Source organism: Rhodococcus sp. IC4_135, assembly GCF_011602025.1.
Classification (GTDB): Bacteria; Actinomycetota; Actinomycetes; order Mycobacteriales; family Mycobacteriaceae; genus Rhodococcus_F; species Rhodococcus_F baikonurensis.
Genome location: NZ_JAAOLG010000017.1, coordinates 74,026 through 92,878, shown reverse-complemented (window position 1 = coordinate 92,878; position 18,853 = coordinate 74,026). Strand labels below are relative to the sequence as shown.

The following is an 18,853-nucleotide window of genomic DNA, read 5'->3' as shown; positions in this document are numbered from 1 at the left end:
CGCTCGCTCCGTACTGGACCCTGCTAGCCGACTTCCTGACTATCGACCTGTTCATCGTCGACCTGGTCACCGTCGACCTGTTCACCGTCGACGCGAAGTCGCGGAAGCCAGGTCGACAGAGTCCGGCCGAGTCCTTCGACCATCCGTTCCCCGAACACACACAGCGTGCGTTCCCACGGATGGCCGAAGGTCCCTTCCGTGAAGTCGTCACGACTGAATATGTAGTAGTCGCCGTTCGGATAGATCGGGACACGCCACTCCGCCAACTCTTTCGCGGCAGCATGCGCCTCCGCGTCGAAGGTGTAGCCCGGATGCTGCCAATCCAGAACGACAAAGTTGGGATCGTCGTTCCAAACGGTGACAAAACAGCGCAACGCTTCGGCGTTTATCGCATCCACGCGAGCAGCCCACGCCCCTGGAGTCGCAGCTGGCGCCGCACCCAAATCGAAGACCACGGACGGGACGGGCTCGGCGATGGCGGGCCAAGATCGTGCGTCGATGCCGGGCGTGAACCCAAAGCGCGCACGAAAGATCGCCCAGTTTCTCTCGTTCTCCTCATCCGACAGCTGTCCCCAGCCGGCAGGAAGGGTCGAGCCGAAGTTCTGAGTCATCTTGGTGGTCACAACACCATCGTGCTCGAACGGTGCGCATTGTGTGACACCTTCGAACACGCCGTATGCGGATACGCGGTAACGGATACTTCAGAACGGTGTGTCGGGATCCGTGGCGAAGTCATCGACCCAGTACAGCGGGCGTTGGCAGTCATTGATCGGTCAACCGCGAGAGGCGCCGCGGCTTCGATGAAACGGACCAATTCCTTGTGAGATCGCTAGGGTGGAAAACGAACCTACATCGGGAGGCTTGAAACATGCTGGTACGTCGAATTGCTCGTCCACTGCTTTCCACGATCTTCATCGCCGGGGGAATCGATGCTTTGCGCAACCCTGCTCAGCGAGCAGCCAAAGCGTCACCGCTGATCGACAAATCCGTCGAGACGCTGCCAGGAGCAGTGACGCAGAAGGTGCCTGCTGATCCGGAAACACTCGTCAAGATCAACGCCGCTGTCCAGATCGGCGGCGGTGCCCTGCTGGCCACCGGCAAGGCGCCGCGGCTCGCGTCGTTGGTGCTCGCGGGAAGTCTGGTACCGACCACGCTTGCCGGTCACGACTTCTGGAACGAGACCGATCCGTCACTGCGCGCGATGCAGCGCACCAACTTCATCAAGAACGTCAGCTTGCTCGGCGGACTGATGATCGCCTCCGTCGACACCGAGGGCAAGCCGTCGCTCGGCTGGCGTGGCCGCCGCGCCGCGAAGAAGGCCCAGGCGTCTATCGCCGCGGCACTTCCGTTGGTCGCATCGCAGACCGATCACACCAGCGATCGCGTCGAGCATGCTTTGTCGGTGGCGTCCGAACGCGGTTCCGAACTTGCCGAAACCGCCAAGGCTCACGGCTCGGACTGGCTCGAACTTGCCAAGGAGCGCAGCTCCGAGTTCGCGGAGATCGCGAGCAAGCGTGCCGCGGAATTCGGAGAGGTCGCCAAAGAACGCGGCCCGGACATCCTCGAAGTCGCGCAGAAGCGCGGCTCCGAACTGGCCGAGACCGCTCGCGAGCGCAGCGCCGAACTGGCAGAGCTGGCGAGCAAGCGCAGCTCCGAGTTCGCCGAACTCGCGCTCGAAAAGAGCAACGAGTGGGCCGAAACCGCGTCGGAACAGACCGAGGTGCTGGGTAAGCGTGCCCGAAAGCGCGCCGAGAAGGCGCTCGAAAAGGCTCGCGCCAAGAAGGACGAATTGACGCACTGAGTGCTTCGAAAAATACGGTCAGGCCACCTTCGGGTGGCCTGACCTGTATCTATGCGGCAGTTCATCTGGGGGAACTAGACTGTCTTGGCGCTTTTGCAGCGCGTGAATTTCTCATCAAGCCTAGGAGATCCTTTGCCCGACGCGGACCCGTCACTGACCGAGCAAGAGCTCGAGCAGCAGTACGTGACGATGTTGTACTCCCGTCTCGACGATCTTCGAAAGTATGCCCAAACTCGCTTGAGCACGGTCCTCCTCGAGACCGGCGGCACCCCGCAAGCACGCAGTGAACGCGAATCCTTCAACGCCATGTACACCGAGGATCTCGCCAAGTACGACGCAGCCGAAAACGGAATGTGCTTCGGTCGCATCGACTTCGACGACGAGCGACGCTACGTCGGCCGTCTCGGAATCCTGGACACCGACAACGACTACGAAACGCTGCTCCTCGACTGGCGTGCCCCGATGGCGCGCCCGTTCTATCTGGCGACGCCCGCGGCGCCTGAGGGTGTGAAGCGGCGACGCCATATCCGCAGTCGGAGCCGCACGGTCACCGGCATCAACGACGAATATCTGGACCTCGACGCGGCCCGCGCCGCGGGCGTGGTCACCGAAGCCGGTGGCGTCGCCGGTGAGAGCGCACTCCTGGATGCTCTGAACGCAGCGCGTACGGGCCAGATGAACGACATCGTCGAGACCATCCAGAGTGAGCAGGATGCCATCATCCGCTCCGAGCACAAAAGCGTTCTGGTGGTCCAAGGCGGTCCGGGTACCGGCAAAACCGCAGTCGCCCTTCACCGTGCCGCATTCTTGCTCTACACCTATCGTCAGCAACTGGCCAAGGCCGGTGTTCTCATCATCGGGCCCAACGCGACGTTCCTCGACTACATCAGCCAGGTCCTTCCTTCACTCGGTGAGACCGGAGTTCTGCTCTCGACGATCGGGGACCTGTACCCCGGAGTGCGTGCAACTCGTACGGATTCCCTCGCCGCCGGTGAGATCAAGGGTTCCCTCGCGATCCTCGACGTCCTCAAGAATGCCGTCCGGGATCGGCAAGAAGTTCCGTCGAAGCCGATCACCCTTCGATTCGACACGTACGACTTGAAGCTCGATCGCAAGACCGTCACGAAGGCGCGCGGTCGTGCTCGGTCGTCGCGTCGCCCACACAACCTGGCGCGCCCGATCTTCGTAGCAGCAGTCATCGAGGCGTTGGCACTGCAGATGGCCGAACTCATCGGTGGAAACCTCGTCGACGGCGGGTCACTCCTCAGTCGGGACGACATCGCCGACATTCGCGACGAGATGCGTGAGGACCCGGACATCATGTCCGCCATCGCAAAGCTGTGGCCCGAATTGTCGCCTCAGCAAATCCTCGCCGAACTGTGGACGTCTCCGGCCAGGTTGGCCAAGGCAGCGCCGCAACTCGACGACGCCCAACGCGACGAGCTTCTACAGAGCGTCGGACCAGGCTTCAGTGCGGCCGACGCTCCCCTGCTCGACGAACTTGCCGAGATTCTCGGCGTCGACGACGCCGCCGAACGCGAACGCGCACAACGTGAATGGCGCGCGCAGATCGCCGACGCCCAGGGCGCTCTCGACATCCTCACCGGCTCTGCACCCCAGGATCTCGAGGACGAGATGGATCCCGAGATCTTGATGGCGTACGACTTGATCGACGCCAGCCAACTCGCCCAGCGCCACGATCAAGGCCAGCGCCAGACCACGGCAGAACGCGCTGCCGGCGACCGGACATGGACCTACGGTCACGTGATCGTCGACGAAGCCCAAGAGCTCTCCGAAATGGCGTGGCGAATGCTGATGCGGCGCATACCTAATCGCTGGATGACGTTGGTCGGCGATACAGCCCAGACCGGAGATCCCGCGGGAACCTCGTCCTGGCAGAAGATCCTCGAGCCTTACGTCGCCAAGCGCTGGAAGCTCACCGAACTGACCGTCAACTACCGAACTCCCTCGGAGATCATGGATGTCGCTCACCGTGTGCTCGAAGAGATCGACCCGGAGCAATCCGTGCCCCGGTCGGTACGCGACAGCGGATTTGCGCCGTGGGCGCTCAAGACCACTGCCGAAGAATTGGAATCGACCGTGCGCCGTTGCATCGAGTCCGAGTCGCATCCCGGTATTACCGCAGTGATCGCCGGTTCCGAGGTCGTTGCCGACCTGGCGGGTCTTGCGAGTGAGACTGTAAGCGTCCTGTCGGTCAAGGACGTCAAGGGACTCGAGTTCGACACCGTGTTGATCGTCGAACCCGCCGACATTCTCGACGAGTCACCACGCGGAATGAACGACCTCTACGTCGCGTTGACCCGAGCTACCCAGAGGCTCGGCATCATTCACGTCGAGTCGCTCCCCGCGGTTCTCGACGGCGTCGAGGCAGCAGAGTTGGCCTTCGATTCGTGAGCCGCACGGAGTAGGTTCGTGCGTGACACCACGAATGGCGGTGTCACCCCAATTTGTGTCGACTACTGAAGGAATGACCCCTCGTGCTTGGCCTGCCCGCAAGTTCCGCCGCACCCATCCGCAAGATCGCTCGCGTGGTGATCGGTGTCGGGATGCTCGCGGCGGTGACAGCCGGCTGTTCGGAGGATGACTCGAGTTCGACGGCTGCTGCCGGCAGCGACGACATCGCTGCTGTTGCTGCCGCACCGACCGAAGAACCGGTAGACGAGGCCGAACGCCTGCGGGCGGCGCTCGCGTCTACCGGGGTGAAGCCCGCCTTTTCCGACGACATGTTGCAGGCGCTCGGTGACGGCGTCTGCCAGCAGCTCGCGGCCGGCACGGATCGAGAGATGATCATCGCGAATCTGCGGACGGTATCGCTGAACGGAGCAAGCGAACCGATGGTCACCACCGGAAACGGCTCGGCCGCATCGACAACACTGCCCAGCGCCGATCAGCTGGCTGAAGTGTTCGTCGATGCGGCCGAGGCCGACTACTGCCGGTAGGTCAGCGAACGGTGTGCACGATCAGAACGTCGGACGTCGCCTTGCGCGCCGCATCGGAAGGCACCGACCCGAGTAGACGCCCGGTCAACGTGTTCAATCCGCGATTTCCGACGACCAGCAAGTCGCCCTTCACCTCGTCGAGCAAAGCGAGAAGCGATTCGACGGGGGCGCCGACAACGGCGCGCTCGACGACATCCTTTGCCCCCTGGGCGTGTGCGCGCTCACGGGCCGTCCGAAGGATCTCGTACGTCGGAGCGGAACCGGTGACCTGATAGGCCTCGTTACCCAATGCGTCAGCAGCAGCGCTCACGTCCTTGGGGTCGGCCGGGTAGTACGCACAAGCGATGACAAGCTGAGCGTCCGAGCCACTGGCAATGGCGGCAGCTCTGTCGACTGCCTTCAGTGACGACTCGGAGCCATCGGTTCCTACGACAACGGTCCGGTAGGCACTCATTCATTCCTCCATGGTTACGGGACGGACGGTACGGCCGGCACCGAGCGCAACGATGTTGCACCCGCTCGACAACCGCTGCGCTGACATTAGCGGGATTGTGCCGCGGATAGTGTTATTTGCAGTACACGCCACAAGCCCACAGTGAATGTGATTCTTCGTCACAGACACATTGGTTCGGTGGTGACCACTCAGCGAAGTTTGCCGAAGCGGGGCCCGAACAGCGCCGCCGGAAAAACTTCCTGCTCGACCAAGGCGGCACGCCACGGCGTCGCCAATTCCAGCAACCGCTTGGCACCCTCCTCACCCAGCGCTTCCCACGGAGCCAGAGCGAGGTCGTCCGTCAGGTCTTCGACGACGTCACGCAAGTCCTGCCCGTCCTCGGTAAGCGCACCGGATGAACGATCCAGCAGTTCGCGGTCCTTCAAACTCTCGACGGCCTCGTCCCACTGTTCCTGCGACCATCCGCGGCGAGTCTGCGCGAACTTACGCTGAAACCCGATTCCCGTCGCGGTGTGCGTGATCAACGCGTCCAGGCCGTTCAATCCCGCGGTCTGAAGGGCCGCAATGTGGCCGTCACCGCGATACTCACGCAGCAGTGTCAGCGCGTGCCAGAAACGCAGATGAGGTTCAGCCGGCCAGTCGAGCGACGCCCAACCCGCGTACAGGGGGCGGCCATCCACTCCAGGAATGTTCTGGGCAGCGATCGACACCAGTTCGGCAGCCTCGGCCATGTCCGCCGATCCTGTCACGTCTGCACCGAACAGGCGGACGTACGCCGCGTCGATTGCCCGATACCGCGCGGCGACAACCTCTGTGGGCCTTGCCAATTCCCAGGCACGTGGGATGACACTGGCAATCAATTCAGGATTGAAGTTGAAAAAGGTAGCGGTGACGACAGTCGCGGGTGGAGCGCCGAGCGGCGCTGACCGCCCTGCGAAGTACACCATCCGGCCGGGCTCCAACCCGACGCCGACAAGTTCCTTTTCCGTCTCCGGGACGAAGTACGCCAAGGAATGGAGAAGTTCTAGCGTCCGCGCGGTCTTGCCTGCAGTCTGTGCATCCATACCTCAAACCGTAGCGGTCGAGAGCACGAACGCACGCGAGGCGACCTACTTGAGACCCGCGGCGTCCATCCCTCGAAGCTCCTTCTTCAAATCCGAGATTTCGTCTCGCAATCGCCCAGCCAACTCGAACTGAAGGTCGCGTGCAGCGTTCATCATCTGATCGGTGAGTTCCTTGACCAGATCTGCCAATTCGGCGCGAGGCATCGATTTGGTGTCGCGCCCCTCGTACACACCGGCACTGACCGCACGACCGGCCTCACCCTGCGCACGCCGACCACGCGTCGCGTTGCGACCCGAACCACCGACGTCCACGGACGCAGCAGTGTCTTCTGCCTCCTCGTACACCTGATCGAGAATGTCCGCGATCTTCTTGCGTAGAGGTTGTGGGTCGACGCCCATCTTTTCGTTGTAGGCGACCTGCTTCTCGCGTCGTCGCTCGGTTTCCTCGATGGCTTGCGCCATGGACGCGGTGATCTTGTCCGCATACATGTGCACTTGACCGGACACATTTCGAGCCGCTCGACCGATCGTCTGAATGAGACTGGTGGAGCTACGCAGGAAGCCTTCCTTGTCGGCATCGAGAATCGCGACCAATGACACCTCGGGAAGGTCGAGTCCCTCACGAAGGAGGTTGATGCCGACCAGCACGTCGTACTCCCCCAGGCGAAGCTGTCGAAGCAACTCGACTCGTCGGAGCGTATCGATATCCGAGTGAAGGTAGCGGACGCGAATACCGAGTTCGAGAAGGTAATCGGTCAGGTCTTCCGACATCTTCTTGGTCAACGTCGTGACCAGCACACGCTCGTCACGTTCCGCTCGCTCGCGGATTTCGTGAACGAGATCGTCGATCTGTCCCTTGGTCGGTTTGACGATGACCTCGGGATCGATCAATCCGGTCGGGCGAATCACCTGCTCGACGAACTCACCGCCTGACTGGCCCAGCTCGTACTTACCGGGTGTCGCCGACAAGTAGACGGTCTGACCGATCCGCTGACTGAATTCTTCCCAGGTTAGAGGGCGGTTGTCAGTTGCCGACGGCAACCGGAATCCGAACTCGACCAGGTTGCGCTTGCGCGACATATCGCCCTCGTACATGGCGCCGATCTGCGGAACGGTCACGTGCGACTCGTCGATGACCAGAAGGAAATCTTCGGGGAAATAGTCGATCAGAGTTGCGGGGGCAGTTCCAGGACCACGGCCGTCGATGTGCCGCGAGTAGTTCTCGATGCCGGAGCAGAATCCGACCTGTTTGATCATCTCGAGGTCGTACTGCGTTCGCATGCGCAGACGCTGAGCTTCGAGGAGCTTGCCCTTGCCTTCGAGTTCGGCGAGTCGCTCTTCGAGTTCCGCCTCGATGTCCTTGGCCGCACGCTCCATGCGTTCAGGGCCGGCGACGTAGTGCGTCGCCGGGAAGATGCGGACCGTATCGACCTGGCGAACGATGTCACCGGTCAGTGGATGGAGGTAGTACAGCGCCTCGATCTCGTCGCCGAAGAATTCGATGCGAACTGCCAACTCTTCGTACGACGGAATGATCTCGACCGTGTCGCCGCGCACGCGGAACGAACCTCGTGTGAACGCCATGTCGTTGCGGTTGTACTGGACATCGACGAGCAGGCGCAGGAACGCATCGCGTGGTACCTCGACACCGACGTCGAGCTGAATCGAGCGATCGAGATACGACTGCGGAGTACCGAGGCCGTAGATGCACGAGACCGAGGCCACCACGACCACATCCCGTCGTGACAGAAGGCTGGACGTTGCCGAGTGACGGAGCCGCTCGACATCGTCGTTGATGGACGAATCCTTCTCGATGTAGGTGTCCGTCTGGGCGATGTACGCCTCGGGTTGGTAGTAGTCGTAGTACGAGACGAAGTACTCGACCGCGTTGTTGGGGAGCATTTCCCGCAACTCGTTCGCGAGCTGAGCCGCCAAGGTCTTGTTCGGGGCCATCACCAGAGCCGGGCGTTGCAGCTTTTCGATCAACCACGCAGTCGTGGCCGACTTACCGGTACCGGTCGCCCCAAGGAGGACAACGTCCTTCTCCCCCTCGTTGATCCGTTTTTCCAGTTCGGCGATGGCCGCCGGCTGATCGCCGGCCGGTTCGTACGGGCTGACGACCTCGAAGCGCGCGTCTGAGCGCTCGATGTCACCAACCGGCCGGAACTCGGAATGCGCGACCACGGGATGTTCGGAAGCAAACGCCATGAAACCAGGGTAAGCGCACCCACCGACACAATGCCTGCTCGTCCGCGTTCAGCCGAAAACGCAGTTCGGCGGTAGGTTCATCGATCATGAGCGAGGAACGTCCCCACATTCACCGACCGAAGGTCGAAACCTTCGACATCGCAGCTCGCACCAACGTCGATCCCAAGGGTTTCGTTCGCCCGGTCGAGCACTACCGCGAGAAACCGTGGGGGCTGTACATGGCGCGCCACGCCGACCATCCCCAGTTTCACTACCTGGAGTCCTGGATCATCCCCGAACTCGGAATTCGAGCATCGATACTCCACTTCACACCCGAGCACGTCCGTGACTGGGACTTCTACGTCGACATCGGCGAATTCACCCGCGGCGAGCATGTGTGGACCTCAGAGGACCATTACCTCGACCTGGTCGTGCAGACCGGACACAGCATCGAATTACTTGACGTCGACGAACTTCTCGAGGCGAACACCGCCGGGATTCTCGACCTGAAGACCTCGGAACGCGCAATGTTGAATGCCGCGCGGGCAATCGACGGCATCGCCGCCCACGGTCACCACCTCGACGCCTGGCTGGGCGCGTTGGGAATGCCGGTCACGTGGCGCTGAGCGGTCAGAGCGACCAGCCTGATTTCTCGGCCCACTCCCACGCCCGGTGGAAGGCGGCGTCGAACCACGGGGTCTTGACTCCCAGGTAGGCGTCGATCGCCGAGGCGTAGTCGTCGATGCCTGCGGCACTCTCGGCTGCCTTGACCTTGAGTTCGGCGTACTCGGCACGCGCCGACGGATCGGCGCGAAGCCAGTCGCGGAAGAGGATCGCGAACTGCTGACCGGGCCAACCGTCCACCCGAATATGGATGTTCGCGCGACGCCCTGGATCGGCACTGCCGTGAATCCGCTTTGCCCACACCGCCGGATCGGTCTCGCCGCCGAGGTACGACGGTTTCGGGTCGTCGGCGACGATGTGCTCGATCCGGGGGAACCCGGCAGCCGCCAGATCTTCCGCGAGGTCGTCGGCAACACCGAGGTGCTCGACGGTGATCTGAATGTCGATCACGTCCTTGGCATCGAGACCCGGCACTGCGGTCGACCCGATGTGATCGATACGGAGCGCGCGGTCACCGGAAGCCAGCGACAACCGGCCGATGATTCGTTCGGCCTGTGCCGGCCACGACGGGTCGGCTGGAGTCAGCTCCGGCAGTGCGCGTACTACCGTGCCCTCGCGGAGGTTCTTCTCGAAAGGTACAAGTCGATTCGCCCACAGATCGCGGACCACGTCGTCGAGTGAACCCGGCTCTCCGCTGTTGTCGAGCCACACGTCGGCAACAGCACGACGCTGATCGTCGTTTGCCTGCGCTGCGATTCGCGCACGAGCGTCGGACTCCGGCATGCCGCGCGAGCCCACCAAACGTCGAACTCGTTCCTCCTCGTCGACGTAGACGATGACGACCAGATTGAATGCCGGCGCCATCGAACCCTCGACCAACAGCGGAATGTCTTGAACGAGCACTGCATCGGACGGCGCAGACGAGATCTGCTCCATCGTCCGCGTACCGATCAACGGGTGGAGGATGCCGTTGAGAGTGCCGCGCGATGTGTCGTCGGCAAACGCCAACGAGGCCAGCGCAGGTCTGTTGAGGCTGCCGTCCTCGGACAGAATCCCGTCGCCGAATGCATCGACCAGAGCGGCAAGGCCAGGAGTGCCGGGCTCGACCACTTCTCGGGCGATCAGGTCGGCATCGACGATGACGGCTCCCAGTTCGCTGAGGATTTTCGACACTGTCGACTTACCGGCTCCGATGCCTCCAGTGAGGCCTACTCTCAACACACTCGACAGTCTCTCATCTCCGCGCCCGAGAGATCGAGACACGCCTACCGATCGAACACGCCGGGGCATTCGAGGCTCAAATACCACAATTTCGGTGACTGTGCGGTTATGTTCTAGCGAACGCACCTGTACCTGCACCTTCTCGAGAAAGTGGACGCCATGCGAGCAGATCGCGACCATCACGGTCAGCACCGCCTCGGAATGCCGAACGGCGTGCACTGCATAGAGTTTCCCGAAGTTGCTTTTGCCCTGGCAGAGCACCGTCGTACGTGGTTCACGATGCTCGTGAGCCAAGGCCGACACAGCTTCGCGTCGATGCGTAAGCGCACAGCCGAAGCGACCGCCACCTACTGGGTGCCTGCTCCCGCAAACTGAGTTCTCTTCACGAAGTACAAAATGACCGGCAACCCTTCGGTGCCGGTCATTTTTGTGTTCACTCACTGAATTCTTTGTGTGCAAGTGACACTTGACAGAGAAAAGAACCCCGCCCCTGCACGTGCAGGGGCGGGGTTCTTCACAGATCTCGCTTGATCAGATCAAGCGGTAATCCTTATGCGTTGCCCGACAGCTTCTCGCGAAGTGCGGCGAGCTGTGCATCGCTGGCGAGCGATCCGCCAGCGGACTCTGCCGGAGCGGAGCCGGCAGCAGCCGGAGCCTCAGCATCATCTGCAGCAGCCGTCTCCGAGGAGTAGCCGGCAGCAGCGGTGGCAGCCTCAGCGGCCTCGTCTGCAGCGGTCTTCTCCATCTGAGTGGTGTGCATCTTGTGGCGACGCTCAGCCTCGGCGTAGCGGTTCTCCCACTCTTCACGCTGCTTGTCGAAGCCCTCGAGCCATTCGTTGGTCTCGGGATCGAAGCCCTCGGGGAAGATGTAGTTGCCCTGCTCGTCGTACGAGTCGGCCATGCCGTACTTGGACGGATCGAACTCGGCGTTGTAATCCTCGTTGGCCTGCTTCAGCGACAGCGAGATACGACGACGCTCGAGGTCGATGTCGATGACCTTGACGAGGGCATCGTCGCCGACGCCGACAACCTGGTCCGGAACCTCGACGTGGCGCTCAGCGAGCTCCGAGATGTGAACGAGGCCTTCGATTCCCTCTTCGACGCGCACGAATGCACCGAACGGAACCAGCTTCGTGACCTTGCCGGGCACGATCTGGCCGATGGCGTGCGTGCGGGCGAACTGACGCCACGGGTCTTCCTGCGTTGCCTTGAGCGACAGGGAGACGCGCTCGCGGTCCAGGTCGACGTCGAGAACCTCGACGGTGACCTCGGTGCCGACCTCGACAACCTCGGACGGGTGATCGATGTGCTTCCAAGACAGCTCGGAAACGTGAACCAGACCGTCTACGCCGCCCAGGTCCACGAATGCACCGAAGTTGACGATGGAGGACACGACGCCCTTGCGGACCTGGCCCTTCTGGAGCTGGTGCAGGAATTCGCTGCGAACCTCGGACTGAGTCTGCTCGAGCCATGCACGGCGCGACAGGACCACGTTGTTGCGGTTCTTGTCGAGCTCGATGATCTTGGCCTCGATCTCCTTGCCGACGTACGGCTGGAGGTCGCGGACGCGACGCATTTCGACGAGCGAAGCGGGGAGGAAGCCACGAAGACCGATGTCAAGGATGAGGCCGCCCTTGACGACCTCGATGACGGTGCCCTTGACGGCCTCGTCCTTCTCCTTGAGCTCCTCGATGGTGCCCCAGGCACGCTCGTACTGAGCGCGCTTCTTCGACAGGATCAGTCGACCTTCTTTGTCCTCCTTGGTGAGGACGAGAGCCTCGACCGCATCTCCCACGGAGACGACCTCGTTGGGGTCGACGTCGTGCTTGATGGAGAGCTCACGAGAAGGGATGACGCCTTCGGTCTTGTAACCGATGTCGAGCAGAACCTCGTCGCGGTCGACCTTGACGATGGTTCCTTCGACGATGTCACCATCGTTGAAGTACTTGATCGTGGCATCGATGGCGGCGAGGAAGTCCTCGGCGGAGCCAATGTCGTTAATGGCAACCTGCGGCGAGGTGACGGTTGTGGAGGGCATATGTTGAATTGCTCCGGACGAGTTGTGGTCGGTTGATGGATTTTGTCGGACGAGATGCGCAACTGTGGCGTACAAATGTTGGAAGTACTTTGTGAAGTACTTGATCGAAGTACCCAGCTGCATCAATTACGAACAACCGAATACCGGATCACATTCCACACCGCGGAAGCGCACCGCGAGCTCTCTCGGTCCGACTGATTCCGAGACCTTGGTAAAGATCTCGTATAGACAATCGGTCGGATGACAGACACTCGCGTGAGTAAGACTACGCGTCGGCTATCTTGCCGGGCAAACCCGGGTACCCTGCGCCCGCGTCACCCGTTCTACTGTGTTGTTCATGTCTGACGAGCGCCATGCCGCCGCCAATTCCATTCTCGGTACCAGCGGCGTCGGCCGGGTCCGTGTCGATTCGAGTGCCAGCGACCGCGCCAGCCGTGCGTGGTGGGACGCCGACGCCGACGATTACCACCGAACCCACGGCGAGTTTCTGGGCGTGAACAGCGCCGAAGGTGAATTCGTCTGGTGCCCCGAAGGACTGCACGAGGGCGATCACCACCTGCTCGGCGACATAGTCGACAAAGACATATTGGAAGTGGGTTGCGGCTCGGCGCCGTGCGCCCGATGGCTCGCCGGACACGGTGCTCGGGCCGTCGGTCTCGACATCTCGATGGGGATGCTCGCCCGCGGGCAGGACGCGATGAATGCCGGCGGACCGGCAGTCCCGTTGATTCAGGCGAGTGCGGAACTCCTGCCGTTCGCCGACGAGAGTTTCGACATCGCCTGCTCGGCGTTCGGTGCTGTGCCGTTCGTGGCCGATTCGCAGCAGGTGATGAACGAAGTCGCCCGGGTTCTGCGTCCCGGCGGATCGTGGGTCTTTGCCGTCAACCATCCGATCCGATGGATCTTCCCCGACGATCCCGGGCCAAAGGGCTTGACCGCGACCCTCCCCTACTTCGACCGCACCCCGTACGTCGAGGTCGACGACAACGGAGTCCCCACCTACGTCGAGCATCACCGCACCATCGGCGACCGGGTTCGGGAGATCGTCGCGGCCGGACTCCAGGTCCGCGACATCATCGAGCCCGAATGGCCGGAGTGGTTGGACCGCGAATGGGGACAGTGGAGTCCCCTGCGCGGCCAACTCTTTCCGGGAACTGCAATTTTCAGCGCCGTCAAACCCTGACGGCTACAGCAGCTTCGACAGGAACGCCTTGGTCCGATCGTGCTGCGGATTGGCCAGGAGTTCTCGCGGCTCGCCTGCCTCGACCACAACTCCCCCGTCCATGAACACCAACTGGTCTGCGACCTCGCGGGCGAAAGCCATCTCGTGGGTGACGACCACCATCGTCATGCCTTCTTTGGCCAACTGCTTCATCACGGTGAGAACTTCACCGACGAGTTCGGGGTCGAGCGCGGACGTCGGCTCGTCGAACAGCATGAGCTTCGGGTCCATCGCGAGAGCGCGAGCGATGGCAACTCTTTGCTGCTGACCGCCCGACAACTGGGCCGGGTAGGCGTTGGCTTTGGCGCTCAACCCGACCTGATCGAGGAGATCCTTCGCGCGTTCGACGGCCTTCTTCTTACTGACGCGCTTGACCTGCGTCGGCGCTTCGATGATGTTCTCGAGAGCGGTGCGGTGCGGGAACAGATTGAAGTGCTGAAACACCATCCCGATGTCGCGGCGTTGTTTGGCCGCTGCTCGTGGGTGCAGTTCGTACAGTTTGCCGTTCTTCTCCGAGTAGCCCACCAGGTCGCCGTCGACGTACAGTCGGCCGGCGTTGACCTGCTCGAGGTGATTGATGCAGCGCAAGAACGTCGACTTGCCCGAACCGGACGGCCCGACGAGGCACAGGACCTGGCCGGGGTCGATCTCGAGCGAGATCCCTTTCAGGACCTCCAATGCGCCGAAGTTCTTACAAACTCGGTCTGCTTTCACCATCGGTGTCATTTGCGTTCTCCTCCGGGGGTATCCGGAAGCGTTTCCACTACCGTAGCTTTGCCTTGAGCGTCGGCGAGTGCCTGAAGTTGGCGCGTGGTCAGCACACGTGAAGCGCCCTTCGAGTAATGCCGCTCGACGTAGTACTGCCCGATCATGAGCACGCTGGTGATTGCGAGATACCACGTAGCTGCGACCATCAACAACGGAATCGGCTCGAAGTTCGCGCCCGATATGTCACGCGCGCGGCCGTACAGCTCGTAGCTGTAAGGGACCGCCGTCACCAGCGATGTCGTCTTGAGCATGCTGATCACTTCGTTGCCGGTCGGCGGGATAATCACGCGCATTGCCTGCGGCAGCACCGTTCGACGCATCGTCTGACTCCACGTCATACCCAATGCAACAGATGCTTCGGTCTGGCCCTCGTTGACCGAACTCACGCCGGCACGGACGATCTCGGCCATGTAGGCGGCCTCGTTCAATGCCAAACCGATCACCGCAAACAGAAACGCTGCCTGCAAGTCCTGGAGATTGATGTGCGCGAACTGATGCACGAAGGGGATGCCGAGATCGATGCTCTTGTAGATCGACGGAAACAAGCCCCAGAAGACCAACTGGACGTACACCGGGGTGCCGCGAAAGATCCACAGATAACCCCAGGCAGCGGCGCGAAGCACCGGATTGGGAGAGAGTCGCATCACTGCCAGAATCACGCCGAGGACGATTGCGATCACCATTGCCAGCACCGTGAGCTGGATCGTTGTCCACGCACCTGCGGAAATACGTTTGTCGAACAAGTACTGACCGTAAGTCCCCCACGCAAATGCTTCGTTGGTCGCCGCGCCGTAAACGAAGAGTCCGAAGAGGACCACGACGACCACCGCGGCGATCCAACGACCAGGCCTACGTAGTGGGATCGCCTTGATCGGCACCGGATCGCCGGTCTCAGTTGTTGTCATGTTCATCAGCTCTCCGCGCCGTTGATCTTGGATACTTCGATGACGCCGGCCTCGACACTCCAGGTCTGCGCGATCTGTTGATAGACGCCGTTGTCGATCAGATACTGCATTGCCTGCTGCAGGGCGGGTCCAAGGGCGGAACCCTTCACGATCGGCCAGCCGTAAGGCGCCGAATCAAAGGGTTCTCCCGCAGCTTCCATCCGGCCCTTGCTCCGTTTGATCGCATAGCCGGTCACTGGCGAATCAGCGGACAGCGCGTCGACTCGACCGAGAATGAGCGCGTTGGCCGCGTCGTCCTGGCTGTCGTACTTGATCTTGTCGATCGGGGGCTTGCCCTCGGCCACGCATGCCTCGCTCTTGGCAGGCACCTCGTCGATGTCCTCGGTGGTCGTGGTCTGCACCGCCACTCGCAGCCCGCATGCGTTGTTCGGATCGACTGGCTTGTCCGGCCGTTGCGCCCACTGGATACCCGCGCTGTAGTACGTGACGAAGTCGACCGTCTTCTCGCGCTCCTTGGAGTCGGTGAACGAGGACATGCCGAGGTCGTAACTTCCAGACTGGATAGCGGGGATGATCTTGTCGAAGTCGGCTTGGTTGAAGACAGCTTCGACCCCGAGCACGGCGGCAACGGCATTCATCAGGTCGACGTCGAAACCGACGATCTTGCCATTCTCGTCTTTGAATTCGTTTGGGGCGTACGGAATGTTGACGCCGACCTGCAGCTTGCCCGAATCCGTGACCTTGGGCGGCAGAAGTGCGGCGATCTCGGGCACCTTCTGGATATCGAGCGGCGGTCCTTCGGGAACGAGACCCTCGTTGTTGGTGACACATCCGCCGCACAGTGCGACGATCAAGCCCACCAACAGGACTCGCACCACGTTGGCGCGCAAACGCCCGCCGCTGCTCGAGCCATAACTCACGCCACGAGGCCTTGGTGCCCGTGCGTTTTCATCGACCACGACTCTGCTCTCCACTCGTCGATCGCCGCACTTGCAACGTCCATCCGAAATTCAGTCGAACGGTAGGTTACGGCAGGAGTTCCACCGTCGCCGACTTCGCAAGATTCCGGCCTGTCGTACAAGAATCAGCGACGCAGAGTGTGTGCGTACACGACTTCGGAAAATTCGCTGGTCGATGCCAAACCGCCGAGGTCGGCGGTCGCGATGCCCGACGCGATGGTCGTGCGAACGGCATCTGAAATCCGGCGTGCTGCCGCAGACAACAACCGATCTCCCCGTGCATCACCGAGCCAGTCGAGCATCATCGCGCTGGAGAGGAACAGTGCCGTCGGGTTCGCCCGGTTCTTCCCGGCGATGTCGGGTGCTGCACCATGCGCAGCCTGAGCCATGACCTGTGTCTCGGAAGCGTTGATCGACGGCGCGGTTCCGAGTGAACCGGACAGCTCGCCCGCCAGATCGGACAGAATGTCGCCGAACATGTTTTCGGTCACCACGACATCGAAGTCGCCGCCGCGCCGAACCAGGTGCGCCGCCATCGCGTCGACGTGCTCGTCGTCGACGACCACGTGTGGGAACTCTGCGGCGACGGTTCTGCAGGCGTCGCGGAAGAGGCCGGTGGTCAGCGTGAGGACGTTCGCCTTGTGGACGATCGTGACGTGACTGCGACGACGCGACGCCAACGTGAAGGCAGTGCGTGCGATCCGTTCACACGCAGCGCGGGTGAACACACCGACGGCCAGCGCGATGTCGGGCGTCGGCATGAATTCGCCGCTGCCGACCGCCATGTTCCGATCCGCGTACAACCCCTCGGTGTTCTCGCGGACGATCACAAGATCCATGTCGGGGACCATCGCCTTGACGCCGGGGAACGCTGCTGCCGGTCGGATGTTCGCGAACAACTCGAACTTCTTCCGGATGACGCCGCCGGGGGTGAGTTGTCCGCGAAACCTCTCGGGATACGACGCGCTGTCATGGGGTCCGAGGATCCAGCCCTGCAGCTGCCCCAACGCATCGATAGTCTCGTCGGGAATCGGCGTGCCATGAGTGTCGATGGCTGTACTCCCGAGCGGAAGCTCGACCCACTCGACGGGAGGAGCATGAACCGATGACAGCGCCGCATCCACGATCTGCCGTGTCGCCGGGACGATTTCGTGGCCGATTCCGTCGCCGTGCATGAGTCCCAGCCGCATGGCCGGAGTACCGATTGCGCTCGCACCTGTCATCAGGCAATCATTGCTCACCATGGTCCAGTCGGTGGAATTGCTCCTCGATCCGGCGAGCGAGGCGGCAGTCCGAGCACAATGGCAGCTTCTCGCCGACGCCGGACTACCAAGTCAGGCGTCCCATCACGGCCCGTCCAACCGCCCGCACATAACGCTGTTCGTCGCCCGCGAGATCCCCGCGGAGATCGACGAACAGTTGAAACGGCGCTTCTCGGCCCCGGACTTCGAAGTCCGACTCGGCGGCTACGTCGTGTTCGGCGGCAAGCAGATGGTCTTGGCGCGCTCGGTCATTCCTTCGCGCGCACTCCTTCACCTGCACCGGGAAATAGCCGAAGCCACAGCTGGCTCGACGGCACTTCCCGCCCACGTCGAGCCCGGCGGGTGGACGCCGCATGTAACGCTCGCCCGACGCGTCGAACCTGCACGTCTGGGCGAAGCCATCGGCTTGGTCGGTACCGACGTGATTCTCGGGCACAGCGGCGCGATCAGGCGCTGGGACGGTGAACGGAAGACGGAATGGTTACTGACGCCGCCGCTGTGACAGAGCGGGTTGCACGTCGGGTCACCAGGATTCCCGCGATCACCGCCAGTGCACCAACAGGCTGATTCCAGCCAACGCTTTCGTCCAACACGATTGCGCCGAGCGCGACGCCCACCACTGGGCTGAGGTAAGTGACGGTGGATGCCGCTGTCGGCCCCCACCCGCGAACGACGTTGGTGTTCCAGATGAATGCGAGTCCGGTCCCCAGTGCGCCCAGCGCGATCATCGACAGGACAACTGCCGGCGTCAGGTGCATCGGCGCGCTTGCGACGATCGGAGAGGCCAGAACCATCACGAAAGCGCCGATACTGATCTGCATAAGCGCGACCGCACGAGTGTCGACACCGAGCGGAAGCACGAAACGTCTGAGGTAGACAAACGAAATGCCGTACGACGCAGTCGCTCCCAGGCAAGCGACCTGAGCACTCACACTTCCGGCGACGCCGAGATTCCACGGCGCCAACACGATCAGCACTCCTCCGAATCCGAGAAGCAACCCCAGCGACGTGTATCGCGTCAGCGTTTCCCCCGGCAGGAAGGCAAGGGAGACAGCCATTGTCATCAGCGGCGTGGTGGCGTTGTAGATGCTCGCGAGCCCCGAGGACATGTTCTGCTCCGCCCAACTGAACAGCAGCCATGGCACGATGCATTGCGTCGCTGCGAGAAGCGCCATGTGCTTCCAGACGCGAAATTCCCGCGGTAGGCCGATCCGGCTGACCGCTGACACGAGAATCAGCGCGAACGCACCGAAGACCAAGCGCCACAGAACCACCTGCGTGAAGGACAGACCTTCGAGCCCGATCTTCATGAAGAGGAAACTGGCTCCCCACACCAGCGCAGCTGCGGTGTATTGAATGGCCAGACTTGCCCTCAAAGGGTGAAGTCT

General features: G+C 62.1%; 18 protein-coding genes. 7 read left to right on the top strand and 11 right to left on the bottom strand.

Annotation, left to right across the window (positions count from 1 at the left end):
* Nucleotides 1-23 precede the first annotated feature (23 nt).
* Nucleotides 24-623: a DUF2716 domain-containing protein gene (locus G8767_RS24805; protein ID WP_346843034.1), complete on the bottom strand. Its 600-nt coding sequence runs from the start codon at nucleotides 621-623 to the stop codon at nucleotides 24-26.
* 245 nt (nucleotides 624-868) lie between these two features.
* On the opposite strand from G8767_RS24805, the gene G8767_RS24800 reads away from it, so the two are divergent.
* The 3 genes from G8767_RS24800 (at nucleotide 869) to G8767_RS24790 (ending at nucleotide 4,761) form a co-directional block, all read left to right on the top strand.
* Complete coding sequence (locus G8767_RS24800) at nucleotides 869-1,801, top strand: DoxX family protein (RefSeq protein ID WP_166812394.1); 933 nt, start codon at nucleotides 869-871, stop codon at nucleotides 1,799-1,801.
* A 132-nt stretch (nucleotides 1,802-1,933) separates the two neighbouring features.
* Complete coding sequence (locus G8767_RS24795; RefSeq protein ID WP_095973334.1) at nucleotides 1,934-4,216, top strand: ATP-binding domain-containing protein; 2,283 nt, start codon at nucleotides 1,934-1,936, stop codon at nucleotides 4,214-4,216.
* Between the two features lie 83 nt (nucleotides 4,217-4,299).
* Nucleotides 4,300-4,761 carry a DUF732 domain-containing protein gene (locus tag G8767_RS24790; RefSeq protein ID WP_166812392.1) on the top strand — a complete coding sequence of 154 codons (462 nt, stop codon included), beginning with the start codon at nucleotides 4,300-4,302 and terminating at the stop codon, nucleotides 4,759-4,761.
* A gap of 1 nt (nucleotide 4,762) precedes the next feature.
* Here the strand turns inward: G8767_RS24790 and G8767_RS24785 are convergent, their stop codons facing one another.
* The 3 genes from G8767_RS24785 to uvrB all read right to left on the bottom strand — a co-directional run bounded on the left by G8767_RS24785 (nucleotide 4,763) and on the right by uvrB (nucleotide 8,487).
* Entirely contained in the window at nucleotides 4,763-5,215 is a 453-nt protein-coding gene (locus tag G8767_RS24785; protein WP_003944055.1) for a universal stress protein, read from the bottom strand.
* A 188-nt stretch (nucleotides 5,216-5,403) separates the two neighbouring features.
* On the bottom strand, nucleotides 5,404-6,279 hold the full coding sequence (locus tag G8767_RS24780) for a hypothetical protein (RefSeq protein ID WP_095973336.1): 876 nt from the start codon (nucleotides 6,277-6,279) through the stop codon (nucleotides 5,404-5,406).
* Nucleotides 6,280-6,324: 45 nt separating this feature from the next.
* Complete coding sequence (gene uvrB, locus G8767_RS24775) at nucleotides 6,325-8,487, bottom strand: excinuclease ABC subunit UvrB (RefSeq protein ID WP_124569807.1); 2,163 nt, start codon at nucleotides 8,485-8,487, stop codon at nucleotides 6,325-6,327.
* Nucleotides 8,488-8,573: 86 nt separating this feature from the next.
* Here uvrB and G8767_RS24770 point away from each other — a divergent pair, with 86 nt between their 5' ends.
* Nucleotides 8,574-9,092 (top strand): DUF402 domain-containing protein, encoded by a 519-nt coding sequence (locus tag G8767_RS24770; protein ID WP_166812390.1) that lies wholly within the window; start codon nucleotides 8,574-8,576, stop codon nucleotides 9,090-9,092.
* A 4-nt stretch (nucleotides 9,093-9,096) separates the two neighbouring features.
* Here G8767_RS24770 and coaE read toward each other — a convergent pair whose 3' ends face one another.
* Complete coding sequence (gene coaE, locus G8767_RS24765; protein ID WP_124569809.1) at nucleotides 9,097-10,311, bottom strand: dephospho-CoA kinase; 1,215 nt, start codon at nucleotides 10,309-10,311, stop codon at nucleotides 9,097-9,099.
* A gap of 159 nt (nucleotides 10,312-10,470) precedes the next feature.
* On the opposite strand from coaE, the gene G8767_RS24760 reads away from it, so the two are divergent.
* Nucleotides 10,471-10,686, top strand: coding sequence for a hypothetical protein (locus tag G8767_RS24760; RefSeq protein WP_003944056.1), 216 nt, complete (start codon nucleotides 10,471-10,473; stop codon nucleotides 10,684-10,686).
* Nucleotides 10,687-10,861: 175 nt separating this feature from the next.
* Here G8767_RS24760 and rpsA read toward each other — a convergent pair whose 3' ends face one another.
* Nucleotides 10,862-12,349: a 30S ribosomal protein S1 gene (gene rpsA / locus G8767_RS24755; protein WP_019748632.1), complete on the bottom strand. Its 1,488-nt coding sequence runs from the start codon at nucleotides 12,347-12,349 to the stop codon at nucleotides 10,862-10,864.
* Nucleotides 12,350-12,686: 337 nt separating this feature from the next.
* Here rpsA and G8767_RS24750 point away from each other — a divergent pair, with 337 nt between their 5' ends.
* Nucleotides 12,687-13,532, top strand: a complete 846-nt coding sequence (locus tag G8767_RS24750) for a class I SAM-dependent methyltransferase (protein WP_166812388.1) — start codon at nucleotides 12,687-12,689, stop codon at nucleotides 13,530-13,532.
* Between the two features lie 3 nt (nucleotides 13,533-13,535).
* Here G8767_RS24750 and G8767_RS24745 read toward each other — a convergent pair whose 3' ends face one another.
* The 4 genes from G8767_RS24745 to G8767_RS24730 all read right to left on the bottom strand — a co-directional run bounded on the left by G8767_RS24745 (nucleotide 13,536) and on the right by G8767_RS24730 (nucleotide 17,426).
* Nucleotides 13,536-14,297 (bottom strand): amino acid ABC transporter ATP-binding protein, encoded by a 762-nt coding sequence (locus tag G8767_RS24745; protein ID WP_277346907.1) that lies wholly within the window; start codon nucleotides 14,295-14,297, stop codon nucleotides 13,536-13,538.
* The gene (locus tag G8767_RS24740) at nucleotides 14,294-15,250 is read right to left on the bottom strand and encodes an amino acid ABC transporter permease (RefSeq protein ID WP_166812387.1); all 957 of its coding nucleotides are present in this window, start codon (nucleotides 15,248-15,250) and stop codon (nucleotides 14,294-14,296) included. The genes G8767_RS24745 and G8767_RS24740 overlap by 4 nt, the downstream gene beginning before the upstream one ends.
* Nucleotides 15,250-16,122 (bottom strand): ABC transporter substrate-binding protein, encoded by an 873-nt coding sequence (locus tag G8767_RS24735; protein WP_166812442.1) that lies wholly within the window; start codon nucleotides 16,120-16,122, stop codon nucleotides 15,250-15,252. The genes G8767_RS24740 and G8767_RS24735 overlap by 1 nt, the downstream gene beginning before the upstream one ends.
* Nucleotides 16,123-16,328: 206 nt before the next feature.
* The gene (locus tag G8767_RS24730) at nucleotides 16,329-17,426 is read right to left on the bottom strand and encodes an isocitrate/isopropylmalate family dehydrogenase (protein WP_124569811.1); all 1,098 of its coding nucleotides are present in this window, start codon (nucleotides 17,424-17,426) and stop codon (nucleotides 16,329-16,331) included.
* On the opposite strand from G8767_RS24730, the gene G8767_RS24725 reads away from it, so the two are divergent.
* The gene (locus G8767_RS24725; RefSeq protein WP_206029736.1) at nucleotides 17,392-17,967 is read left to right on the top strand and encodes a 2'-5' RNA ligase family protein; all 576 of its coding nucleotides are present in this window, start codon (nucleotides 17,392-17,394) and stop codon (nucleotides 17,965-17,967) included. The two genes, G8767_RS24730 and G8767_RS24725, sit on opposite strands and share 35 nt — an antisense overlap.
* Here G8767_RS24725 and G8767_RS24720 read toward each other — a convergent pair.
* Nucleotides 17,912-18,841 carry a DMT family transporter gene (locus G8767_RS24720; RefSeq protein ID WP_166812385.1) on the bottom strand — a complete coding sequence of 310 codons (930 nt, stop codon included), beginning with the start codon at nucleotides 18,839-18,841 and terminating at the stop codon, nucleotides 17,912-17,914. The two genes, G8767_RS24725 and G8767_RS24720, sit on opposite strands and share 56 nt — an antisense overlap.
* Nucleotides 18,842-18,853: the final 12 nt, after the last annotated feature.

Bases quoted from the DNA above. Each gene is read 5' to 3' on its own strand.
- G8767_RS24750 (WP_166812388.1), top strand. From the start codon at position 12,687: ATGTCTGACGAGCGCCATGCCGCCGCCAATTCCATTCTCGGTACCAGC.
- G8767_RS24725 (WP_206029736.1), top strand. From the start codon at position 17,392: ATGGCCGGAGTACCGATTGCGCTCGCACCTGTCATCAGGCAATCATTG.
- G8767_RS24780 (WP_095973336.1), bottom strand. From the start codon at position 6,279: ATGGATGCACAGACTGCAGGCAAGACCGCGCGGACGCTAGAACTTCTC.
- uvrB (WP_124569807.1), bottom strand. From the start codon at position 8,487: ATGGCGTTTGCTTCCGAACATCCCGTGGTCGCGCATTCCGAGTTCCGG.
- rpsA (WP_019748632.1), bottom strand. From the start codon at position 12,349: ATGCCCTCCACAACCGTCACCTCGCCGCAGGTTGCCATTAACGACATT.
- G8767_RS24770 (WP_166812390.1), top strand. From the start codon at position 8,574: ATGAGCGAGGAACGTCCCCACATTCACCGACCGAAGGTCGAAACCTTC.
- G8767_RS24730 (WP_124569811.1), bottom strand. From the start codon at position 17,426: ATGACAGGTGCGAGCGCAATCGGTACTCCGGCCATGCGGCTGGGACTC.
- G8767_RS24740 (WP_166812387.1), bottom strand. From the start codon at position 15,250: ATGAACATGACAACAACTGAGACCGGCGATCCGGTGCCGATCAAGGCG.
- G8767_RS24745 (WP_277346907.1), bottom strand. From the start codon at position 14,297: ATGACACCGATGGTGAAAGCAGACCGAGTTTGTAAGAACTTCGGCGCA.
- G8767_RS24785 (WP_003944055.1), bottom strand. From the start codon at position 5,215: ATGAGTGCCTACCGGACCGTTGTCGTAGGAACCGATGGCTCCGAGTCG.
- G8767_RS24800 (WP_166812394.1), top strand. From the start codon at position 869: ATGCTGGTACGTCGAATTGCTCGTCCACTGCTTTCCACGATCTTCATC.
- G8767_RS24760 (WP_003944056.1), top strand. From the start codon at position 10,471: ATGCGAGCAGATCGCGACCATCACGGTCAGCACCGCCTCGGAATGCCG.